The sequence below is a fragment of the Flavobacterium sp. RSSB_23 genome (assembly GCF_051547145.1).
Classification (GTDB): domain Bacteria; phylum Bacteroidota; class Bacteroidia; order Flavobacteriales; family Flavobacteriaceae; genus Flavobacterium.
In genome coordinates, this window is the sequence record NZ_JBPTTO010000007.1 from 173,156 (window position 1) to 190,587 (window position 17,432).

Sequence of the window (17,432 nt, forward strand, 5' to 3'; positions counted from 1 at the left end):
ACCGAATGAAAATTAAAAGTAAAATTTGGATTGAATCCGAAGAAGGGGTTTTGATTAGCGAAGGCAGAGTACAATTGCTAAAGCTAATCGATGAAACAGGTTCGTTAAACAAAGCCGCCAAAGCAATGAATCTGTCTTATCAAAAAGCGTGGAAGTTAGTTGATGAATCGAATAGATTAGCGCCAAGTCCTTTGATTAGCACCCGAATTGGCGGGAACAAAGGAGGAGGGACGGTGTTGACGCCTTACGGGAAATCGCTAATTGCTTCTTTTGAAACCATCAATCGTGCTTGTTGGAATTTTTTGGACGAACAGTTAAAAAAAGAAAACCTATGACCGTTGCCACACTTTTTGATACGCCTCTTCTGTTGCTACTATTGCCTGTAGTTGCTTTCTTGTATGCAAGTGTAGGTCACGGCGGTGCTAGTGGTTATTTGGCCTTGATGAGTCTTTTTTCATTTCCAATGACTTTTATGAAACCTACAGCTTTGGTACTGAATATTTTGGTTTCGGCAGTATCGTTTTATTTTTATTATAAAGAACGAAAAATGAATTGGTCGTTGTTTTATCCCTTTGCCCTTACTTCGATTCCGTTTTCATTTTTAGGTGGTTTTTTGACTATCGACGCTTTTTATTACAAAATAATTTTGGCCACTGTTTTGGTTTTTGCAGTCCTTCGCTTGCTGGGTGTTTTTGGTAAAGAAAATACGGAGCTAAGACCTGTAACCATTCCGTTGGCGTTGACCATTGGCGCAATCATTGGTTTTTTGTCGGGTTTGTTGGGAATCGGAGGAGGAATTATTTTAAGCCCTGTTCTATTACTCCTGCGATGGGCAAATATGAAACAAACTGCCGCGGTTTCGGCCTTATTCATTTTGGTAAATTCTATTGCAGGTTTAGTAGGTTTTGCCTCTAAAGGAGGGACTTTGCCCGAAGCTTCCCTACTATTAATTGCGATTGTCTTTGTGGGAGGAGTAGTGGGTGCTTTTTTTGGTAGTAAAAAAATGAATACCATTCAATTGCGGTATGTCTTAGCTTTGGTTTTAGGAATTGCTATTTTTAAATTATACACAACCGCTTAATTAGAAAATGAATATGGAAAACGCCATCACAGCCTATATTTTAGCAGGAGGGAAAAGCCAACGAATGGGCACCGACAAGGGGTTTTTGGAGTGGAAAGGACAGTTTTTTGTGGCCAATATTCTCGCTGCAGTAACAGCAGTAGTGGGGAATAATGTTATAATTGTTTCCTCGGATGAACGATACGATGCTTTGGGGGTAACCCGAATTTCGGATATTGTTACCAACAAAGGACCTCTTGGCGGAATCTATACGGCTTTAAAACATACTACCACCAAACGCAATCTGATTTTGAGTGTAGACGTTCCATTGATTTCTTCCGAATTGTTACAGTGGTTGGTCAATGCACATTCCGATGCTTATCAAATGACGCAAGTGCAAGTTAATGATAAACCAAGTCCGTTGGTAGCGGTGTATGATAGGTCCGTTCGCATCCTATTACCTGAATTTTTAGCGGGCAATCAACTCAAAGTGAGAAGATTTGTGGACGAACTCACCCATCAAACCCTTAGTGTTCCCGAACAATGGAGCGCTCAGTTGCAAAACATCAACACACCCGAAGAGTATAAAAATTTAAATCAATGAGAGTTACGCTAAAATATTTTGGTTTGCTGGCTGAAATTACCCATTGCAACGAAGAACAAGTGGAGTTGACAGCCGATGTGACCACGCTACTTGGATTGAAAAGTGCAATCGAAAATCGTTTCCCGGCTTTTCAAAAAACAGCTTATAGCATTGCTTTGAATCAAGCACTTTGTAGTAACGAAGTTGCTTTAAAAGAAGCCGATATTATCGCTTTTTTGCCTCCTTTTGCTGGAGGATGATAAAGCACTTTTTAGCTAATCACTAATTACTAATCACTAATTACTTAAAAAAAATGCACAACAACACCCGCTATTCCCGACAAACCATCTTACCTGAAGTGGGAGACCTCGGTCAGCAAAAATTACTAGACGCTCGTGTTTTGGTGATTGGTGCTGGAGGATTGGGCTGTCCTGTTTTGCAAAACTTAGTAATAGCTGGTATCGGACATATCGGAATTGCAGATGGCGATGTGGTGGACGAATCCAATTTGCATCGGCAACCATTGTATACGATTTCGGAGGTGGGGAAGCCCAAAGTCATTGTGGCAAAACAAGCCTTAATAGCGCTCAATCCTGAAGTGGAAATTGAAGTTTTCCCTGAATTTTTCGAGCCTAATAATGCAGGAACTATTGTAGCAAAGTACCAAATCATAGTCGATTGTACCGATACCATTGGCGTACGGTATTTGATTAACGATGTGGCGGTGGCCAAAAGAATTCCAGTCGTATACGCTTCGATTCACAAATTTCAAGGGCAAGTTTCGGTGTTTAACTTTCAAAACGGACCTTCCTATCGTTGTTTGTTTCCTGAAAATGAAGAGGGAATCACCATTCCGAGTTGTGAAATGTCGGGAGTTCTGGGAGTGGTTCCGCAAGTCTTAGGGAGCTTTCAAGCCACCGAAGTGCTGAAAATTATTTTAGGAATCGGAGATGTTTTGTCAGGGAAAGTATTGCTGTATGATGCTTTGAATGGTCCAACCCAAATCATAGATTTCGCTAAAAATCAAAAAGCCATTGAAAAGGGAGTAGTTAACGGAAATAAGATATTGAATAGTAAGAAACCGCACAACGGTCTAAGCCCAGTCATTTTTTTAGAAAAATGCAATCATCCCGAAATAGTGGTGATTGACGTTCGGGAAGTAGAGGAAAAACCTGAACATAAAGGAACGAATATCCTTCAGATTCCTTTGAGTGAATTAGCCGATTACAGTGAAAAATTGAATAAAAATCAGGAAATACTACTGTTTTGTCAAACAGGACAACGGAGTCTTGCAGCGATGCAATACCTGCAAAAATCAGGATTTACTAGCGTTTTCCATTTAGAAAAAGGCATAGCATCTTTGAAAAGTAAAAAAGTATGAATAGAGTACTCGTGCCAAGACTCTAACTATTGAGGATATACTTAGCGTCTTCGCGCCTTTGCGAGCCAAATTTCACTCAAACTAGCTAGAAATACAAAGGATTTAGTCTGTAAATAACTTCTAAAGGTGACAAAAAATATATAAATTATGAGCAAAAAAGAAAATACAGTTCCTAGTGCTGCTCCCTCCCTTTCGGGGAGGGCTGGGGTGGGGCACAAAAGCTCCTTTATCCAAGGACAAATCACCGCCGAGTTCATAGGAAATTCCATAGCCAAGCACCAAAGCAAAACCAGCATTGGAGCCCATAACATTTTTCTTGGGCAAGTGCGTGCTGACGCAATCAACGGGAAAAAAGTAACCGCCATCGAGTATTCCGCTTATGAAGAAATGGGAGAAGCTTCATTCCATAACATACGCGAATCGGCTTTTGAAAAATACGATTTAACTTGTATGCATATTTACCATAGTTTAGGGAAGGTGAATGCGGGCGAAATTTGCCTTTTTGTCTTTGTTTCCGCTCCGAGACGCAAAGTAGTTTTCGAAGCTTTGGAATATTTGGTGGAAGAAATCAAAGAAAAAGTCCCCGTTTTCGGAAAAGAAATTTTTGAAGACGAAACCTATGTTTGGAAAGAGAATAGCCCCCTAACCCCGCCACGGCGGGGAACAACATAGTTTGTTTTAAAATTTTGGTTGAAATGCTAAAACTCCAAATCCTAAATCCTAAATCTCAAATTCCTAAATCCAATGGTAGACATCACCCATAAAATAATCACCCAACGTACTGCAACCGCTCAAGCGATAGTAAAAGTAGGGACACCTGCCACAATGCAAGCGATTGTAAACAAAACCGTACCCAAAGGCGACGTTCTCGAAGTGGCCCGAACTGCAGGTTTGTTCGCGGTAAAAAACACCTCGAATGCCATTCCGGATTGTCATCCTCTACCGATTGAATACACCGGAATTGAATATGAATTATTAGAGGATTCTATACTAATAAAGGTAACCGTAAAAGCCATTTACAGAACTGGCGTTGAGGTTGAAGCCATGCACGGTGCTTCTATTGTGGCGTTGACCATGTATGATATGCTCAAACCTATCGACAAACAAGTTGAAATTTCGACCATCAAACTCTTGCATAAAAAAGGCGGTAAATCCGATTTTGGTGCCAAAGAGAGACGGGATTTGTCTGTAGCGGTTATCGTGTGTTCCGATAGTGTGTCAGCAGGTAAAAAAGAAGATCGTGCGGGTAAAGTCATCACCGATAAAATAACGAATTTAGGGTTAAAGGTGTCTCATTACGCCATCATTCCAGATGAAATCAAAGACATTCAAACCACTATCAACCAACTCTGTGAAGACCAGAAAGAGTTAATTATTCTAACCGGTGGCACAGGTTTGTCCAATCGAGATGTTACACCAGAAGCGATTATTCCATTATTAGATCGCCGAATTCCTGGTATCGAAGAAGCAATACGTTCGTATGGACAACAGCGCACGCCTTATGCTATGTTATCTAGAAGTGTGGTGGGTTTCAAAGGCAATACGTTAATCATGGCTTTGCCAGGATCTACGGCAGGAGCTAGCGAATCTATCGATGCTGTTTTTCCATCGGTCTTGCATTTGTTCCAACTTTTAAATGGCTTCAATCATGGTCAATAATTATTCTTTGTTGCAGGACACGCACCAGCGTAATCATTCTTATTTGCGCATTTCGATTACCGAAAAATGCAATTTGAGATGTACCTATTGCATGCCTGCCGAAGGAATTGCGTTAACGCCAAGACCGCATCTTATGACCGAAGACGAGATTGTTGCCATAGCGCAAACCTTTGTGGATTTGGGCGTGACCAAAATTCGACTAACGGGCGGTGAACCTTTAGTGCGTAAGGAAGCTCACAGTATTATCGAGCGATTGGGGCAATTGGGGGTGCAGCTTACTCTGACGACCAACGGATTGTTGGTTCATGATTTTATTTCCACGTTTAAGAAAGCAGGAATAAAAGCCTTGAATGTTAGTATTGATAGCTTGCAAAAAGAAAAATACAAAGCCATAACGCGTAGGGATTCTTTTAATCAGTTATGGAGTAATATTGCATTGCTACAGCAAAATGAGTTCCAAGTCAAATTGAATGTGGTGCTAATTAAGGGGTTTAATGACAATGAAATTTTAGATTTTATTGCATTGACCAAAGAACAAAAGCTTCAAATCCGATTTATCGAGTTTATGCCTTTCGATGGCAATCAATGGAACAAAGAAAAATTGGTTTCCTATGCCGAAATCATCGAACAAGTGCATTCGGTCTATTCGGAAACCCAATTGCTCAGAATACAAGACCAGCCCAACGATACCGCTAAAAATTATAAAATCGAAGGGTTTAAAGGTAGTTTTTCAATCATCAGTTCGGTTACCAATCCGTTTTGCAGTACCTGCAACCGCATTCGTCTCACTGCAGATGGGAAATTAAAAAACTGCTTATTTTCCAATTCAGAAACAGCCTTGTTGCCCAGCTTGAGAGCAGGAGAAGCCATAGAACCGCTTATTTATAAAAATATCCAGTCCAAACACGCCATGCGCGGCGGTATGGATGACGATGCCAAGTTTCAAAATCCCGATTTATTCACTCAGAATAGAAGCATGATTAAGATTGGAGGGTGATTTAATTCCGAATTACTCTAAGTTGCCGGTAGGAGTAAGATCCAGTTCGCTAGTTTTGGGACTATAAATATCAGAAATATGCATTTCTTTACAGTGTTCCTAATAAGTAATAATTGATTAATAACTAAAACATTTCATGGAGGTATCAAAATTGTTATTTATAATGCTTGTTTTGTTAATTATATCTTGTCAAGATAAAAAAGAACAGGTGCAACACAATAGTAGAGAAGTAAAATTCAAAACATCGTACTATTTTAGTGAAGAAAGAATAAAAAAGGCCAAATATCGTGTTAAATATTATGGGGATATAGTTGCGTTTGGTGAGTTAAGTGTTTATTATTCTTATAATGAACTAAAAAAAGAGGAATTTTTACCATACATTCTGATGATGGTTGAAAAGCATAAGCACTACAAATATTGTACAATTGCCTTTAATAATTTTTTAGAGTTTTATAGTAACAGCAATAATCAATACGATGGGACTCAGGGAAGTTTGATAATGCATTTAAGTAATCTGAACAAATTGAATAATGATCAAAGGCAATTTGTTCTTTATTTTGTAAAATTAGGAGCAGCAAATAATAACTTTGAAAGTATAAGACTGTTAGAGTTAATATATAGAGAAGGTATTGGTGTAGACCAAAGTGAAACAAAAGCAGATAGTCTGAAAATTTTTTTAGAAAGATTAAATAAATGATGCTCGATGTTGTAAGCCTTATTCCTCAAAGCTTTTTCATTAGTAAATAAATGTGTTGTGTCCTGCGCAAAGAGTCCTCCCGATCGCTCGGATATGGCATAATTTCTTCGGTTGGATAGCGCGGATTTGCAATCCGTGCCCACAAAGTGTAACAATAATCTAAAATAAGTCCAACATTACAACATCTAAATCATTGTCCAAGCCCGCATAATTTCTAGCAGAACTAAAATAATAATCCTCAGGTGAGCTAACTACTTTCTCTTTTACCGGATTATTGTGAATATAATTCACTTTTTGTTTTATGAACCAATTGGTTTCTATTATTTCAGCGTGATAGCCGTCTTGCCATACTTTATAGCTTTGATTTCTCTTAAGATGCGCACAAGCTTTTTCAAAATAAGCCAAAAGCCACTCCCTGCGACTCTCTGGTTCTTCTATTATTGTTTGAATAATTTTCTTGGAGGTGAATTTTTTAAAATCACGCATAACATCAGATAAAACAAAACCATTTGTGGCTTTGCACATTAAATGGATATGACTGTGCATAATGCAATACGCATAAATTTCAAGTCCTTTTTTCTCTTGACAATACCGCAAAGCATTAACAACATTGTACTTTTGGTTGAGTCGTGTAAAAATATCAACCCAACCTACTGTTGTTATGGTTATAAAATACGCCTGATCTGTTGTTGTTGCTTTATACTTTGTCGACATTTTTTTCTTTAAAAATACAATAAAAGCTACAAAATGAAGAAAAAAATAACTTGTATTTCTTTGTTTTGACGTAGTTTTGCTTAGTGTACATTGTTTGTGGCTCATCGTTGTGGGCACGGATTGCAAATCCGCGCTATCGCTCATAAAAAAATATTTATGCATATCCGAGCAATCGGGTAATTATTTTGGAGGCTCTTTTTTTAAACTTTCAAAATACCCATCGGCTCCATTATCTAATTATAATTTGTCAAAATTTTTATCCTTGAAAGCTTTTGATTTTTTAAACCGTTAATTATGAAAATTAAGTTAATTTTAATTGGTGTTTGCGTTTCGTTAATGTGTATGAAATGCCCAGAAGAAAATCTCTTAGTCTCTTTTGAAAATAAATCAAACGAAGATGTTGTTTTATCTTGTACCAACGATAGTGATTCACTAAAAAAAATAATTCAAAACAAATTCCATCACGATTGCCGTTTTAAACATTTACAAAAAAATAATGTTACTAAAGATACTTTGGTGGAGTCAGATTTGCATTTTTATTCAGGAATGAAAAATAGAGATTATTACACTTTTTACTTTTTTCCTGTTGTAAAGTTTGATACAGTTGCAAATAAATACATTTTTGATACAGAATATGATAGCATAAATATTGACAAAGAAAAGATTCGTATCGGAGTGAATGTTTATAATGTTTTTGAATATGATGATAAGAAGATTGTTTTTAAAGTATCTAAGTAATACCCAACTCACCAAAAGTGTTCTAATTGAGAAATAAATGTCTTGTGTGCCCCTAGTTGGCGCGAGTAAAAATAAGTTCAACGGCTAGCGCGAGTTTCAAACTCGTGCCCACAACGTGAGTAAACAAAACAAGCTACAACCCTAAAAAGTTGTAGTTTTTGTTTTAAGCAATATTTATATTTACGAAAATTCAAATGAGCAGAAAATACAAATTTCATGAAAAGTTAGGAGCTTATTTTGTTAGTTTCGTTACGGTCAATTGGATAGATGTCCTCAGCTCTGCAAAGTCTTCTTATTGACAGATAAATGTGTTCTGTATGCTGTGCAAACTGTCCTCACTTTGCACCCTTTAAATCGTCTACTATTCCGCAAAAGAGTCAAAGTCTCCAGACTTTTACCAGTTCTTCAAAGTGTTCGAATTGACAGATAAACGTGTTGTGTATGCTGCGCAAAGTGTCCTCACTTTGCGCCCTTTTGAACGTGTGGTAATCCGCAAAAGTGTCAAAAGTCACCTGACTTCGCGAAATTTTAAATAGTCTGGTAATCCGAAAAAGTGTCAAAAGTCTCCTGACTTTTTAATCTTAACACATCAGTTTTGGAATTTCATCCCAATGCTTGGAATTTAGAATTTTAATTTTTGGAATTTCCTTCCCCAGCTCCCCAAAGTGTTCTTATTGACAAATAAATGTGTTGTCTGTGCTTTGCGAATGTCTCCTGACTTCGCAAAATTTTAAATAGTCTGGTAATCCGCAAAAGAGTCAAAGTCTCCTAACTTTTTAATCTTAACACATCAGATTTGGAATTTGGAAATTCAGTTTTGGTATTTTTCCGATGCTTGGAATTTTAATTTTTGGAATTTCCTTCCCCTTTATTTCAATTCAAACACCATCCAAATAGGAACGTGATCCGATATTTTTCGGGCTTCTTTCAAGCTGGAAAAAGCAGTGTAGAAAGGAATAATTCCAGATTGATAGACCTTGATTTTCGAAGGGAGATAAAAGAAATTATCGAATTCAGAAGCCAAACAAGCGTTGTGCTGACAAACTCTTTTCAAGGAGGTTTTTTGTCCTTTCAAAGCGGAGTCATAGCCCATTTTCTTCAAAGGAGTAAAAACAGAGTGGGATTGCGGACAGTTGAAATCACCCAAAAACAAGAGGTTCAATTGTGGGTAGTGACCAGGCAACAACTTAAAATATTTGATTTCCTTTTCGGGTTGTTTGCTTTTGGTAATGGCGTGAAAGTTCACGAGCGTAACTTCTTTTTGATTAACGATAAAAGTCGCCAAATACGGTTCGCGGTCAATTTCGAGTTGGAATTTGGACTCCAACCACGGTTTTCCTTTTAAACGCGCCCGACTCGTTTTCCATAAATAGGCATAGCGCTCCGTTTTGTAGGCACTGCTGCTGGTGGGATTGCTGATAGCATAATCCCATTTTGCTCCTTTTCGGTTGAGTTCGGCGGCGAGCTGGGCTACGGTTTGTGCACCACCATCACCAGCCACCACTTCTTGCAGTGCCACGATATCATAGTCCTTTAGGGTAGTGGCAATAAACTCCAGTTCAAGATTCGATTTGGAATGACCTAAGTTTTCGATATTCCAAGACAAAAGCCGCGTTTGAGCATAAAAGGAAGTACATAAAAGAAAAAGAAACAGGCTGTAGGTCTTGTTCATGAATGGGGGAATTAGGGTCCCAAAGATAAAGATTGTAAAAGAAACATCAGTCCTCCCAACCACAGAGCGAAAGACCAAAATTTTCGGCTTGTGAGAGACTTACTTTTACAGTCGCATCTTTACAGGAACTAAGACCTCGACAGGATGCTGTAAGGTGGTATTTCTTGGCGCCTTTTGGGCCACAGATGTATACTTGAGTAGTCATAAAAGTACTCGATAACAAGCTGATGCAATAGAGAATTGCGATTGTTTTCATTTTTATTTGGTGCTATACTATAAATGAAGTTTAGTTTTAAAATACTAGAAGCCAATCCATAAAAAAACTATTTCGAAAATGGCGACCCAATAATTTGGTATACCAAAAACGGAGGAATAGAACTCTTCAATCAACCCGGATTGCATCCCACTATAAGCAAAATGCTAAAACCTATCACGCCTTATATTATCAATAAATATCTTAAGAATTAGTTATGCTACTTTTTTGGTTTTCTTGTTTTTGTTATTGCGATGTATTCCACTGCTTTAAAGAATGAATCATCACTTTAGATAATTTCATTTGATTCATAAAAGGATTCTTATATTTTTGCAGCCTAAAATAAAAAACATATAAATTATGAATGATTTAGTAGCAAGAATTAACGCTGAAATGGAAAATTTTAAGGCAGAATCAGAAGCATTGGTAGAAAAAGGAGTAAAAGCTGCTGGGGCTAGAGCTCGTAAATCAAGCTTAGAAATAGAAAAACTATTAAAAGAATTCAGAAAAGTTTCTATTGAAGAATCTAAGAAATAATTGCTTTTAAAGGAATTTAAAAAATGGGGTGTAACAACCCCATTTTTTTTATCCAAACTTTTTTGGGTAGTTTCTTTTACTGCTATTTTTGTTTGGTAGTATAATAAGTAAAACATGTATGTACTTCGTTAATTTCTCCTGACTTTTAATACTTATACTTCTTGATTAAGTTTGATTTTAGGAATTTCAGTTTTAAGATTTAAACCCAGCTATTTCAGAATAAAATTTTCTCCTATACTTATTTGTAGACAAACCGCACACTCAAAAAGAACCTAAAATAATAAAAAATAGACAACAAGTTTTGCATCAAAATTCCTTAACTTTAGCAGAAGAAAAAAATCAAAAACAACCAAGGAGGAGTTAGTTAAAATTGATTTTTTTCTAATCATTTAATCTACTCATAATGTTCCGATTCCTATTATTTTTTCTAGTGCTGAGTAGTTTTTGTAACAGCTACGCTCAAACAAAAACAGCCAAAGAAGTCAATCATCAAGCCCAAACTTGGGTAAGTCTCAATACCAATTACAAATTCAACGACCACTGGGGAATGATGAATGATGTTCACATCCGCAGAACAGATTTTGCCGCCAAAGAAAATTTTTATTTCGCCAGAACCGGAATTACTTATGCTGCCTATCCTAATCTAACGCTAGCTTTTGGTTATGCTCATTTGTGGTTAGCACCAGCCAAACCAGAGTGGAATAACTTTGCCGATGAGAATCGTATATATCAGCAAGTCGTTTATACATCCAAAATTGGAAAAGTCAGCGTGCTTCAACGACTAAGAAACGAACAGCGATGGCAAGACAAAATGGCAAATGATGTGGCTGTCGATACCCGATTCACCAATAGAGTACGCTATTTGTTGAGCTTTACCATTCCTGTTTTTAAAGACAAATCACTCCCATCGTTGGTGGTCGCAGACGAACTATTACTGCACTTCGGCAAAGAAGTAGTGTACAATACACTAGACCAAAACCGAATTTTCCTTGGAATCCGTCAAAACATTACGCCAAAACTCAGCTATGATTTTGGCTATATGCACGTTTTTCAACAAAAATATTCCGGCTATCAATATGACGCCAACCACACCCTCCGATTATTCTTCTATTACAACGGAGCTAAAACACCCGAAAAGAAAGCTGTACAGCATCAAGACGGCCAAGAGTAGGTTTTTTATATTTCTTAATTTTGAGAGGTAAAAAATAAAATTAACTTATTTTTATCTGTTTGTATTTAATATTTTATTTATTTTGTGTTTTTATAGAAAATTTTATATTTGTAAAAACACAAACCAACCCCACCTAAATTAACCAATAGTTATATGAAAGCAACACGTAAAGAACACGATTTCTTAGGAGAACTTGAAATCCCAAACGAAGTATATTACGGAGTCCAAACATTCAGAGCAATCGAAAATTTTAACATCACTGGAATTCCAATATCAAAAGAGCCTTTGTTTATCAAAGCCTTAGGCTATGTGAAAAAAGCAGCGGCCATGGCCAACAAAGACTGCGGTGTTTTAGACGCCAAAATTGCCGAAGCCATTTGTTACGGAAGCGACCAATTAATTGCTGGAAAATTCGACCAAGAGTTTGTAAGCGATTTAATCCAAGGTGGAGCAGGAACTTCTGTAAATATGAATGCCAATGAGGTGATTGCTAATATTGGTCTAGAATATTTAGGACACAAAAAAGGGGAGTACCAATACTTGCACCCAAACAATCACGTCAATTGCTCTCAATCCACAAACGATGCCTATCCTTCGGCTTTCAGAATTGCGTTGTACCTCAAAATGGAAAGCTTTTTAACTACCTTAGAGGAACTAGAAAAAGCATTTACAGCCAAAGGACGTGAGTTTAGTAAAGTCTTAAAAATGGGGCGTACGCAGTTGCAGGATGCAGTGCCAATGACCTTAGGACAAGAATTTCACGCTTATGCTACAACAATAGGGGAAGACATCAAACGCTTAAAAGAAGCACAAAGTTTAGTGCTCGAAATCAATATGGGGGCAACTGCCATTGGTACCAAAGTAAATGCACCAGAAGGCTACCCAGAGATATGCGTCAACTATTTAGCCAAAGAAGTAGGAATCCCGCTAACACTATCTCCAGATTTAATCGAAGCAACGGTAGATACTGGAGCTTATGTACAAATAATGGGAACCTTGAAACGTACTGCAGTTAAGATTTCCAAAATCTGTAACGATTTGCGTTTGCTCAGTTCAGGACCAAGAACCGGTTTCAACGAAATCAATTTACCCGCTCGTCAGCCAGGTTCCTCCATTATGCCCGGAAAAGTAAATCCAGTAATTCCAGAAGTAGTCAATCAAACCTGTTTCTACGTAATCGGACAAGATTTAACCGTAACTATGGCTGCCGAGGCAGGTCAGCTTCAGCTAAATGTCATGGAGCCTGTAATCGCATTCGCTATGTTTACTTCCCTTGATTATCTGTCCAACGCTCTGCATACTTTAATCGACAAATGTATTGTAGGCATCACAGCCAACGAAGCGCACTGCTATGACCTAGTGATGAACAGCATCGGAATCGTGACACAGTTGAATCCGATTTTAGGTTATGAAGAAAGTGCCAGTATAGCGGGTGAGGCATTAAAATCAGGCAAAAGCGTCCACCAAATCGCGGTTGTAGAACGCCAATTAATTAGCCAAGAAAAATGGGATGAAATTTATTCTATAGACAATCTCATCAATCCTAGATTTATCAATTCCTAAAAGTAGTAGGAGCGGTAAGATGGGGCTTTGTTAGTAAGCATCGTCCCGCTCTCCGCTATATCTCTTGTTTTGCCTCGTTCGAAAGAACGAGACAAAACAAGAGGATGCCGCTGCGATCGGGGCTATAAGGAAAGAGGGTTTTTAATCAGGAATCATTTCAAAATTGGAATTCGATAAATAACACTAAGCTTTTCTTGATGCAATCAAGCTGTTGTTTTATAACCTGTGTTTACAAACTATTTGTTTATGAAATTCAACAGGAATTGGTTTTAGTCCCATTTTATTCGTTTGCAAAATTTGAATAGGAATGGGCTTTAGCCCATTCTTTAAAATGAGTTTCGCATTCGGCTTTAGCCAAAATCTATGAATCTCTTTATAAGCAAACCTCATTTAAATGCTTTCCATACTTTGTGTGTATTCAACTCCTTATATTTTTTGCATAGCAGTAGTGTACTAGTTATTCTTGCAAGGTCTTTTTTCAGACCTTGTAGGTATTCAACTTCCGATAAAACTTTTTAGTGGAGGCTTAATTTGCTAATCATCCAAGCAAGGCTTTGTCTAATCCTATAAACGACTTCGCTAACTATTTGTTTGCAAAATTCCAACAGGAATTGGCTTTGGCCCGTTTTATTCGTTTACAAAATTTGAATAGGAATGGGCTTTAGCCCATTCTCTAAAATAAGTTTCGTATTCGGCTTTAGCCAAAATCTTCCACTTTAATTTAAAACGGTAGGAGGTCAACAAAAGGAAGCCAATCCCAAAAAGGCATAAAAAAAACCCGAACATTTGTTCGGGTTTTTCTATATAAGTAAGTAATCAAAATTGAGTTGATAAAACGTTTATTTTACTTTATTAAGTATTGCTTTGAAAGCTTCTGGGTGGTTCATCGCTAAATCTGCAAGAACTTTACGGTTCAATTCGATTCCGTTAGCTTTTACTTTACCCATGAATTGTGAATAAGACATTCCTTCTAATCTAGCTCCAGCGTTGATACGTTGAATCCACAAAGCGCGGAAATTTCTTTTGTTCACTTTTCTGTCACGGTATGCGTAGCACATTGCTTTTTCTACCGCGTTCTTAGCAACTGTCCAAACGTTTTTACGTCTTCCAAAGAAACCTTTGGCTTGCTTCATTATTTTTTTTCTTCTTGCTCTTTTAGCAACTGAATTTACCGATCTTGGCATAATTTTACTGTTTTTTTGTAGCAGGCGTCCTGAATTAAATCAAAGGAACTTATGGCCATACTCCAAGGTTATTAAATGTTTTTTAACCTAAAGAATTCTGTAAAGTAATAGTCTTAATACTCAATTCTCAAGACTTAATACTTTTATTAGATAATTCTTAATTGTTGTTTGATGCTTTTCATATCTGTTGTGTGAACTAGCGCTGAGTGAGTCAAAGCTAATTTACGTTTTTTAGATTTTTTAGTCAAGATGTGACTTTTAAAAGCATGCTTTCTTTTAATCTTTCCAGAACCAGTAACTTTGAAACGTTTTTTGGCGCTAGATTTGGTTTTCATTTTAGGCATTTTTTCCTAGATTTTTAATTTATTCTTACTTACTTATTTTTCTCTTCTTAGTTCTCCCCGAAGGGGAGAGTTCTAAGAAGTTTATATCGTTAGTCCTCTTTTATTCCCCTCTTTTGGAGGGGCTAGGGGAGGCTTTACTTCTTTTTCTTAGGTGCAATAAACATAATCATACGTTTACCCTCAAGTACTGGCATTGCTTCTACTTTTCCATGCTCTTCAAGATCTGTTGCCAAACGTAACAGCAAGATTTGACCTTGATCTTTATAGATGATAGAACGTCCTTTAAAGAATACAAACGCTTTCAATTTAGCACCTTCTTTCAAGAATTTCTCCGCATTTTTTCTTTTAAACTCGTAATCGTGCTCATCTGTTTGAGGACCAAAACGAATTTCTTTTACCACCACTTGCGAAGATTTGGCTTTAAGGACTTTGTCACGTTTCTTTTGTTCGTAGACAAATTTCTTATAATCCATAATTTTACAAACCGGAGGCTCTGCATTTGGAGAAATTTCAACTAGGTCCAATTCAAATTCATCCGCAAGACGTAATGCTTCGGCTAATTTAAAAACACCAGGTTCAATGTTTTCACCTACAAGTCTTACTTCTTGTATCCCACGAATGTTATTGTTGATTCTGTGGGCATCCTTTTTTTCTACGCGAGGTTGGTAACCTCTGTTGCTTCTTATTGCTATGGCTTTATAATTTAAGTTAAACTGTAAATACTTTCAATGTTTTGCTAATTTCTTCTTCAACAATAGCGGCAAATTCATCTATCGTTACGCTTATATTTCCTTTGCCTTCTTGACCGTGACGGCGGATTGAAATCGTGCCGTTTTTCTCTTCTTCCTCACCTACGATCAACATAAATGGGGTTTTCTGCATTTCGGCATCCCTGATTTTCTTTCCAATAGTCTCGTTTCTATTGTCAATTAGGGCGCGAATTTCGTGATTTTCTAGCAGATTTAAAACTTTTTTAGCATAATTTTCATATTTCTCACTCAAACACAAGATTATAGCTTGTTCTGGCATTAACCATAGAGGGAAATTTCCTGCAGTGTGCTCAAGCAAAATTGCAATAAATCGCTCCATAGAACCAAATGGGGCTCTGTGAATCATTACAGGTCTATGTAATTCGTTATCAGAACCTTTGTAGGTCAATTCAAAACGCTCTGGTAAGTTATAATCTACTTGAATTGTTCCTAATTGCCATTGTCTACCCAAAGCATCTTTTACCATGAAATCCAATTTTGGACCATAAAAAGCGGCTTCGCCATATTCTACAACAGTGTTCAGTCCTTTGTCTTTGGCAGCATTGATGATGGCATTTTCTGCTTTTTCCCAGTTTTCATCACTACCAATGTATTTTTCTCTATTTTCTTTATCTCGCAAAGACACTTGAGCAGTAAAGTTTTCAAAGCCCAAAGACCCAAAAACATAGAGTACCAAGTCAATTACTTTTTTGAACTCTTCATCCAATTGCTCTGGAGTACAAAAGATATGAGCATCATCCTGAGTAAACCCTCGAACACGAGTCAATCCATGTAATTCACCACTTTGCTCGTAACGGTATACGGTTCCAAATTCAGCATAACGTTTTGGTAAATCTTTGTAAGACCATGGGCGTACATTGTATATTTCACAATGATGAGGACAGTTCATTGGTTTTAGCAAGAACTCTTCTCCTTCTGCAGGGGTGTTGATAGGTTGAAAACTGTCAGCACCATATTTAGCATAGTGTCCAGAAGTCACATACAATTCTTTTTGTCCGATATGTGGAGTTACTACTTGCTCGTAACCTGCTTTCTTTTGGGCTTTTTTCAAAAATTGCTCCAAGCGATCTCTTAATGCGGCACCTTTTGGCAACCATAATGGCAAACCTTGCCCAACTTTTTGTGAAAAAGCGAACAACTCCAATTCTTTACCAAGTTTTCGGTGGTCACGGCGTTTGGCTTCTTCTAATAATTCTAGGTATTCTGTTAGGTCTTTTTGTTTAGGGAAAGACGTACCATATACTCTTGTTAATTGCTTATTCTTTTCATCACCTCTCCAGTAAGCACCTGCAACACTCATTATTTTTACTGCTTTTATGATGCCTGTGTTAGGAATATGACCTCCTCTACACAAATCTGTAAAAGTTGCGTGATCGCAAAAAGTGATAGTTCCATCTTCTAGGTTGCTTATTAATTCTGTTTTATAAACATTATCTTTATAAGTCTCTAGTGCTTCAGCTTTAGTAACAGCGCGCATTTTGAACTCGTGCTTTTCTTTCGAGATTTCTAAAATTCTGCTTTCAATAGCTTTGAAGTCGGCTTCTGTTATCTTCTGATCGCCAAAATCAACATCGTAATAAAAACCATTGGCAATTGCAGGACCAAGAGTCAATTGAATCCCTGGAAACATTTCTTCTAGCACCTGCGCCATTACGTGTGAGGTTGAGTGCCAAAATGCTTTTTTACCTTCGGCGTCATTCCATGTGTATAATATCAGACTACCGTCAGTGGTCAAGGGCGTGCTGGTTTCAATAGTGGTGCCTTCAAAAGATGCCGAAATGACATTTCTTGCAAATCCCTCACTAATGTTTTTGGCAACCTCCATTGGAGTTGTTCCCGGCGCAAACGCTCTAATCGACCCATCGGGCAAAGTAATACTAATCATTTTTATATATTTTAGGAATGCAAATATAAACGTTTACCAAAACACCTTCAATATATAGTTGTGTTTTTTTTAGGAGCTATTTCCGGCTGTCCGTTATATCTCTTGGGTCGAACCCCGACCCAAGAGGATGCCACTGCCATCCGGGCTAGGGCATTTGTGCTTACAACAGGTTTTTGTCTTTGTTTTTACATATAATGTATACTTTACGCTTTGTTCTGATTTTT

General features: G+C 37.4%; 20 protein-coding genes. 13 read left to right on the forward strand and 7 right to left on the reverse strand.

The annotated features are described in order from the left end of the window. Nucleotides 1–5 precede the first annotated feature (5 nt). The 9 genes from ACSVH9_RS12165 (at nucleotide 6) to ACSVH9_RS12205 (ending at nucleotide 6,377) form a co-directional block, all read left to right on the forward strand. Entirely contained in the window at nucleotides 6–335 is a 330-nt protein-coding gene (locus ACSVH9_RS12165; RefSeq protein ID WP_438063940.1) for a winged helix-turn-helix domain-containing protein, read from the forward strand. Further along, nucleotides 332–1,081: a sulfite exporter TauE/SafE family protein gene (locus ACSVH9_RS12170; RefSeq protein WP_438063941.1), complete on the forward strand. Its 750-nt coding sequence runs from the start codon at nucleotides 332–334 to the stop codon at nucleotides 1,079–1,081. Before ACSVH9_RS12165 ends, ACSVH9_RS12170 begins: the two co-directional genes overlap by 4 nt. Nucleotides 1,082–1,094: 13 nt before the next feature. Then, nucleotides 1,095–1,664 carry a molybdenum cofactor guanylyltransferase gene (mobA, locus tag ACSVH9_RS12175; RefSeq protein ID WP_438063942.1) on the forward strand — a complete coding sequence of 190 codons (570 nt, stop codon included), beginning with the start codon at nucleotides 1,095–1,097 and terminating at the stop codon, nucleotides 1,662–1,664. Then, nucleotides 1,661–1,903, forward strand: coding sequence for a MoaD/ThiS family protein (locus tag ACSVH9_RS12180; RefSeq protein WP_438063943.1), 243 nt, complete (start codon nucleotides 1,661–1,663; stop codon nucleotides 1,901–1,903). The genes mobA and ACSVH9_RS12180 overlap by 4 nt, the downstream gene beginning before the upstream one ends. Nucleotides 1,904–1,956: 53 nt before the next feature. Next, nucleotides 1,957–3,024: a ThiF family adenylyltransferase gene (locus ACSVH9_RS12185; protein ID WP_438063944.1), complete on the forward strand. Its 1,068-nt coding sequence runs from the start codon at nucleotides 1,957–1,959 to the stop codon at nucleotides 3,022–3,024. Nucleotides 3,025–3,171: 147 nt separating this feature from the next. Beyond that, on the forward strand, nucleotides 3,172–3,696 hold the full coding sequence (locus tag ACSVH9_RS12190; protein ID WP_438063945.1) for a molybdenum cofactor biosynthesis protein MoaE: 525 nt from the start codon (nucleotides 3,172–3,174) through the stop codon (nucleotides 3,694–3,696). Nucleotides 3,697–3,768: 72 nt separating this feature from the next. Next, on the forward strand, nucleotides 3,769–4,683 hold the full coding sequence (gene moaCB, locus ACSVH9_RS12195) for a bifunctional molybdenum cofactor biosynthesis protein MoaC/MoaB (RefSeq protein WP_438063946.1): 915 nt from the start codon (nucleotides 3,769–3,771) through the stop codon (nucleotides 4,681–4,683). Continuing rightward, nucleotides 4,673–5,680 carry a GTP 3',8-cyclase MoaA gene (moaA, locus tag ACSVH9_RS12200; RefSeq protein ID WP_438063947.1) on the forward strand — a complete coding sequence of 336 codons (1,008 nt, stop codon included), beginning with the start codon at nucleotides 4,673–4,675 and terminating at the stop codon, nucleotides 5,678–5,680. The genes moaCB and moaA overlap by 11 nt, the downstream gene beginning before the upstream one ends. A 136-nt stretch (nucleotides 5,681–5,816) precedes the next feature. Continuing rightward, nucleotides 5,817–6,377: a hypothetical protein gene (locus ACSVH9_RS12205; RefSeq protein ID WP_438063948.1), complete on the forward strand. Its 561-nt coding sequence runs from the start codon at nucleotides 5,817–5,819 to the stop codon at nucleotides 6,375–6,377. Nucleotides 6,378–6,536: 159 nt separating this feature from the next. Here ACSVH9_RS12205 and ACSVH9_RS12210 read toward each other — a convergent pair whose 3' ends face one another. Further along, entirely contained in the window at nucleotides 6,537–7,091 is a 555-nt protein-coding gene (locus tag ACSVH9_RS12210) for an REP-associated tyrosine transposase (protein ID WP_438063949.1), read from the reverse strand. Between the two features lie 294 nt (nucleotides 7,092–7,385). On the opposite strand from ACSVH9_RS12210, the gene ACSVH9_RS12215 reads away from it, so the two are divergent. Continuing rightward, nucleotides 7,386–7,829, forward strand: coding sequence for a hypothetical protein (locus ACSVH9_RS12215; RefSeq protein WP_438063950.1), 444 nt, complete (start codon nucleotides 7,386–7,388; stop codon nucleotides 7,827–7,829). A gap of 868 nt (nucleotides 7,830–8,697) precedes the next feature. Here the strand turns inward: ACSVH9_RS12215 and ACSVH9_RS12220 are convergent. Both ACSVH9_RS12220 and ACSVH9_RS12225 read right to left on the reverse strand, forming a co-directional pair. Then, the gene (locus ACSVH9_RS12220) at nucleotides 8,698–9,501 is read right to left on the reverse strand and encodes an endonuclease/exonuclease/phosphatase family protein (RefSeq protein WP_438063951.1); all 804 of its coding nucleotides are present in this window, start codon (nucleotides 9,499–9,501) and stop codon (nucleotides 8,698–8,700) included. 46 nt (nucleotides 9,502–9,547) lie between these two features. Beyond that, nucleotides 9,548–9,757 (reverse strand): hypothetical protein, encoded by a 210-nt coding sequence (locus ACSVH9_RS12225; protein WP_438063952.1) that lies wholly within the window; start codon nucleotides 9,755–9,757, stop codon nucleotides 9,548–9,550. 357 nt (nucleotides 9,758–10,114) lie between these two features. Here ACSVH9_RS12225 and ACSVH9_RS12230 point away from each other — a divergent pair, with 357 nt between their 5' ends. The 3 genes from ACSVH9_RS12230 to aspA all read left to right on the forward strand — a co-directional run bounded on the left by ACSVH9_RS12230 (nucleotide 10,115) and on the right by aspA (nucleotide 13,025). Next, nucleotides 10,115–10,291 carry a histone H1 gene (locus ACSVH9_RS12230; RefSeq protein WP_438063953.1) on the forward strand — a complete coding sequence of 59 codons (177 nt, stop codon included), beginning with the start codon at nucleotides 10,115–10,117 and terminating at the stop codon, nucleotides 10,289–10,291. Between the two features lie 403 nt (nucleotides 10,292–10,694). Further along, entirely contained in the window at nucleotides 10,695–11,462 is a 768-nt protein-coding gene (locus ACSVH9_RS12235; RefSeq protein ID WP_438063954.1) for a DUF2490 domain-containing protein, read from the forward strand. 153 nt (nucleotides 11,463–11,615) lie between these two features. After that, nucleotides 11,616–13,025, forward strand: a complete 1,410-nt coding sequence (gene aspA / locus ACSVH9_RS12240; RefSeq protein WP_438063955.1) for an aspartate ammonia-lyase — start codon at nucleotides 11,616–11,618, stop codon at nucleotides 13,023–13,025. Nucleotides 13,026–13,864: 839 nt separating this feature from the next. Here the strand turns inward: aspA and rplT are convergent. From rplT to thrS, 4 genes are all read right to left on the reverse strand, one after another. Next, nucleotides 13,865–14,209: a 50S ribosomal protein L20 gene (rplT, locus tag ACSVH9_RS12245; RefSeq protein ID WP_035623056.1), complete on the reverse strand. Its 345-nt coding sequence runs from the start codon at nucleotides 14,207–14,209 to the stop codon at nucleotides 13,865–13,867. Between the two features lie 146 nt (nucleotides 14,210–14,355). Next, the gene (rpmI, locus tag ACSVH9_RS12250) at nucleotides 14,356–14,553 is read right to left on the reverse strand and encodes a 50S ribosomal protein L35 (RefSeq protein WP_024982756.1); all 198 of its coding nucleotides are present in this window, start codon (nucleotides 14,551–14,553) and stop codon (nucleotides 14,356–14,358) included. A gap of 134 nt (nucleotides 14,554–14,687) precedes the next feature. Next, the gene (infC, locus tag ACSVH9_RS12255; protein ID WP_370516465.1) at nucleotides 14,688–15,245 is read right to left on the reverse strand and encodes a translation initiation factor IF-3; all 558 of its coding nucleotides are present in this window, start codon (nucleotides 15,243–15,245) and stop codon (nucleotides 14,688–14,690) included. A 16-nt stretch (nucleotides 15,246–15,261) separates the two neighbouring features. Continuing rightward, nucleotides 15,262–17,208: a threonine--tRNA ligase gene (gene thrS / locus ACSVH9_RS12260; protein ID WP_438063956.1), complete on the reverse strand. Its 1,947-nt coding sequence runs from the start codon at nucleotides 17,206–17,208 to the stop codon at nucleotides 15,262–15,264. Between the last annotated feature and the right edge of the window lie 224 nt (nucleotides 17,209–17,432).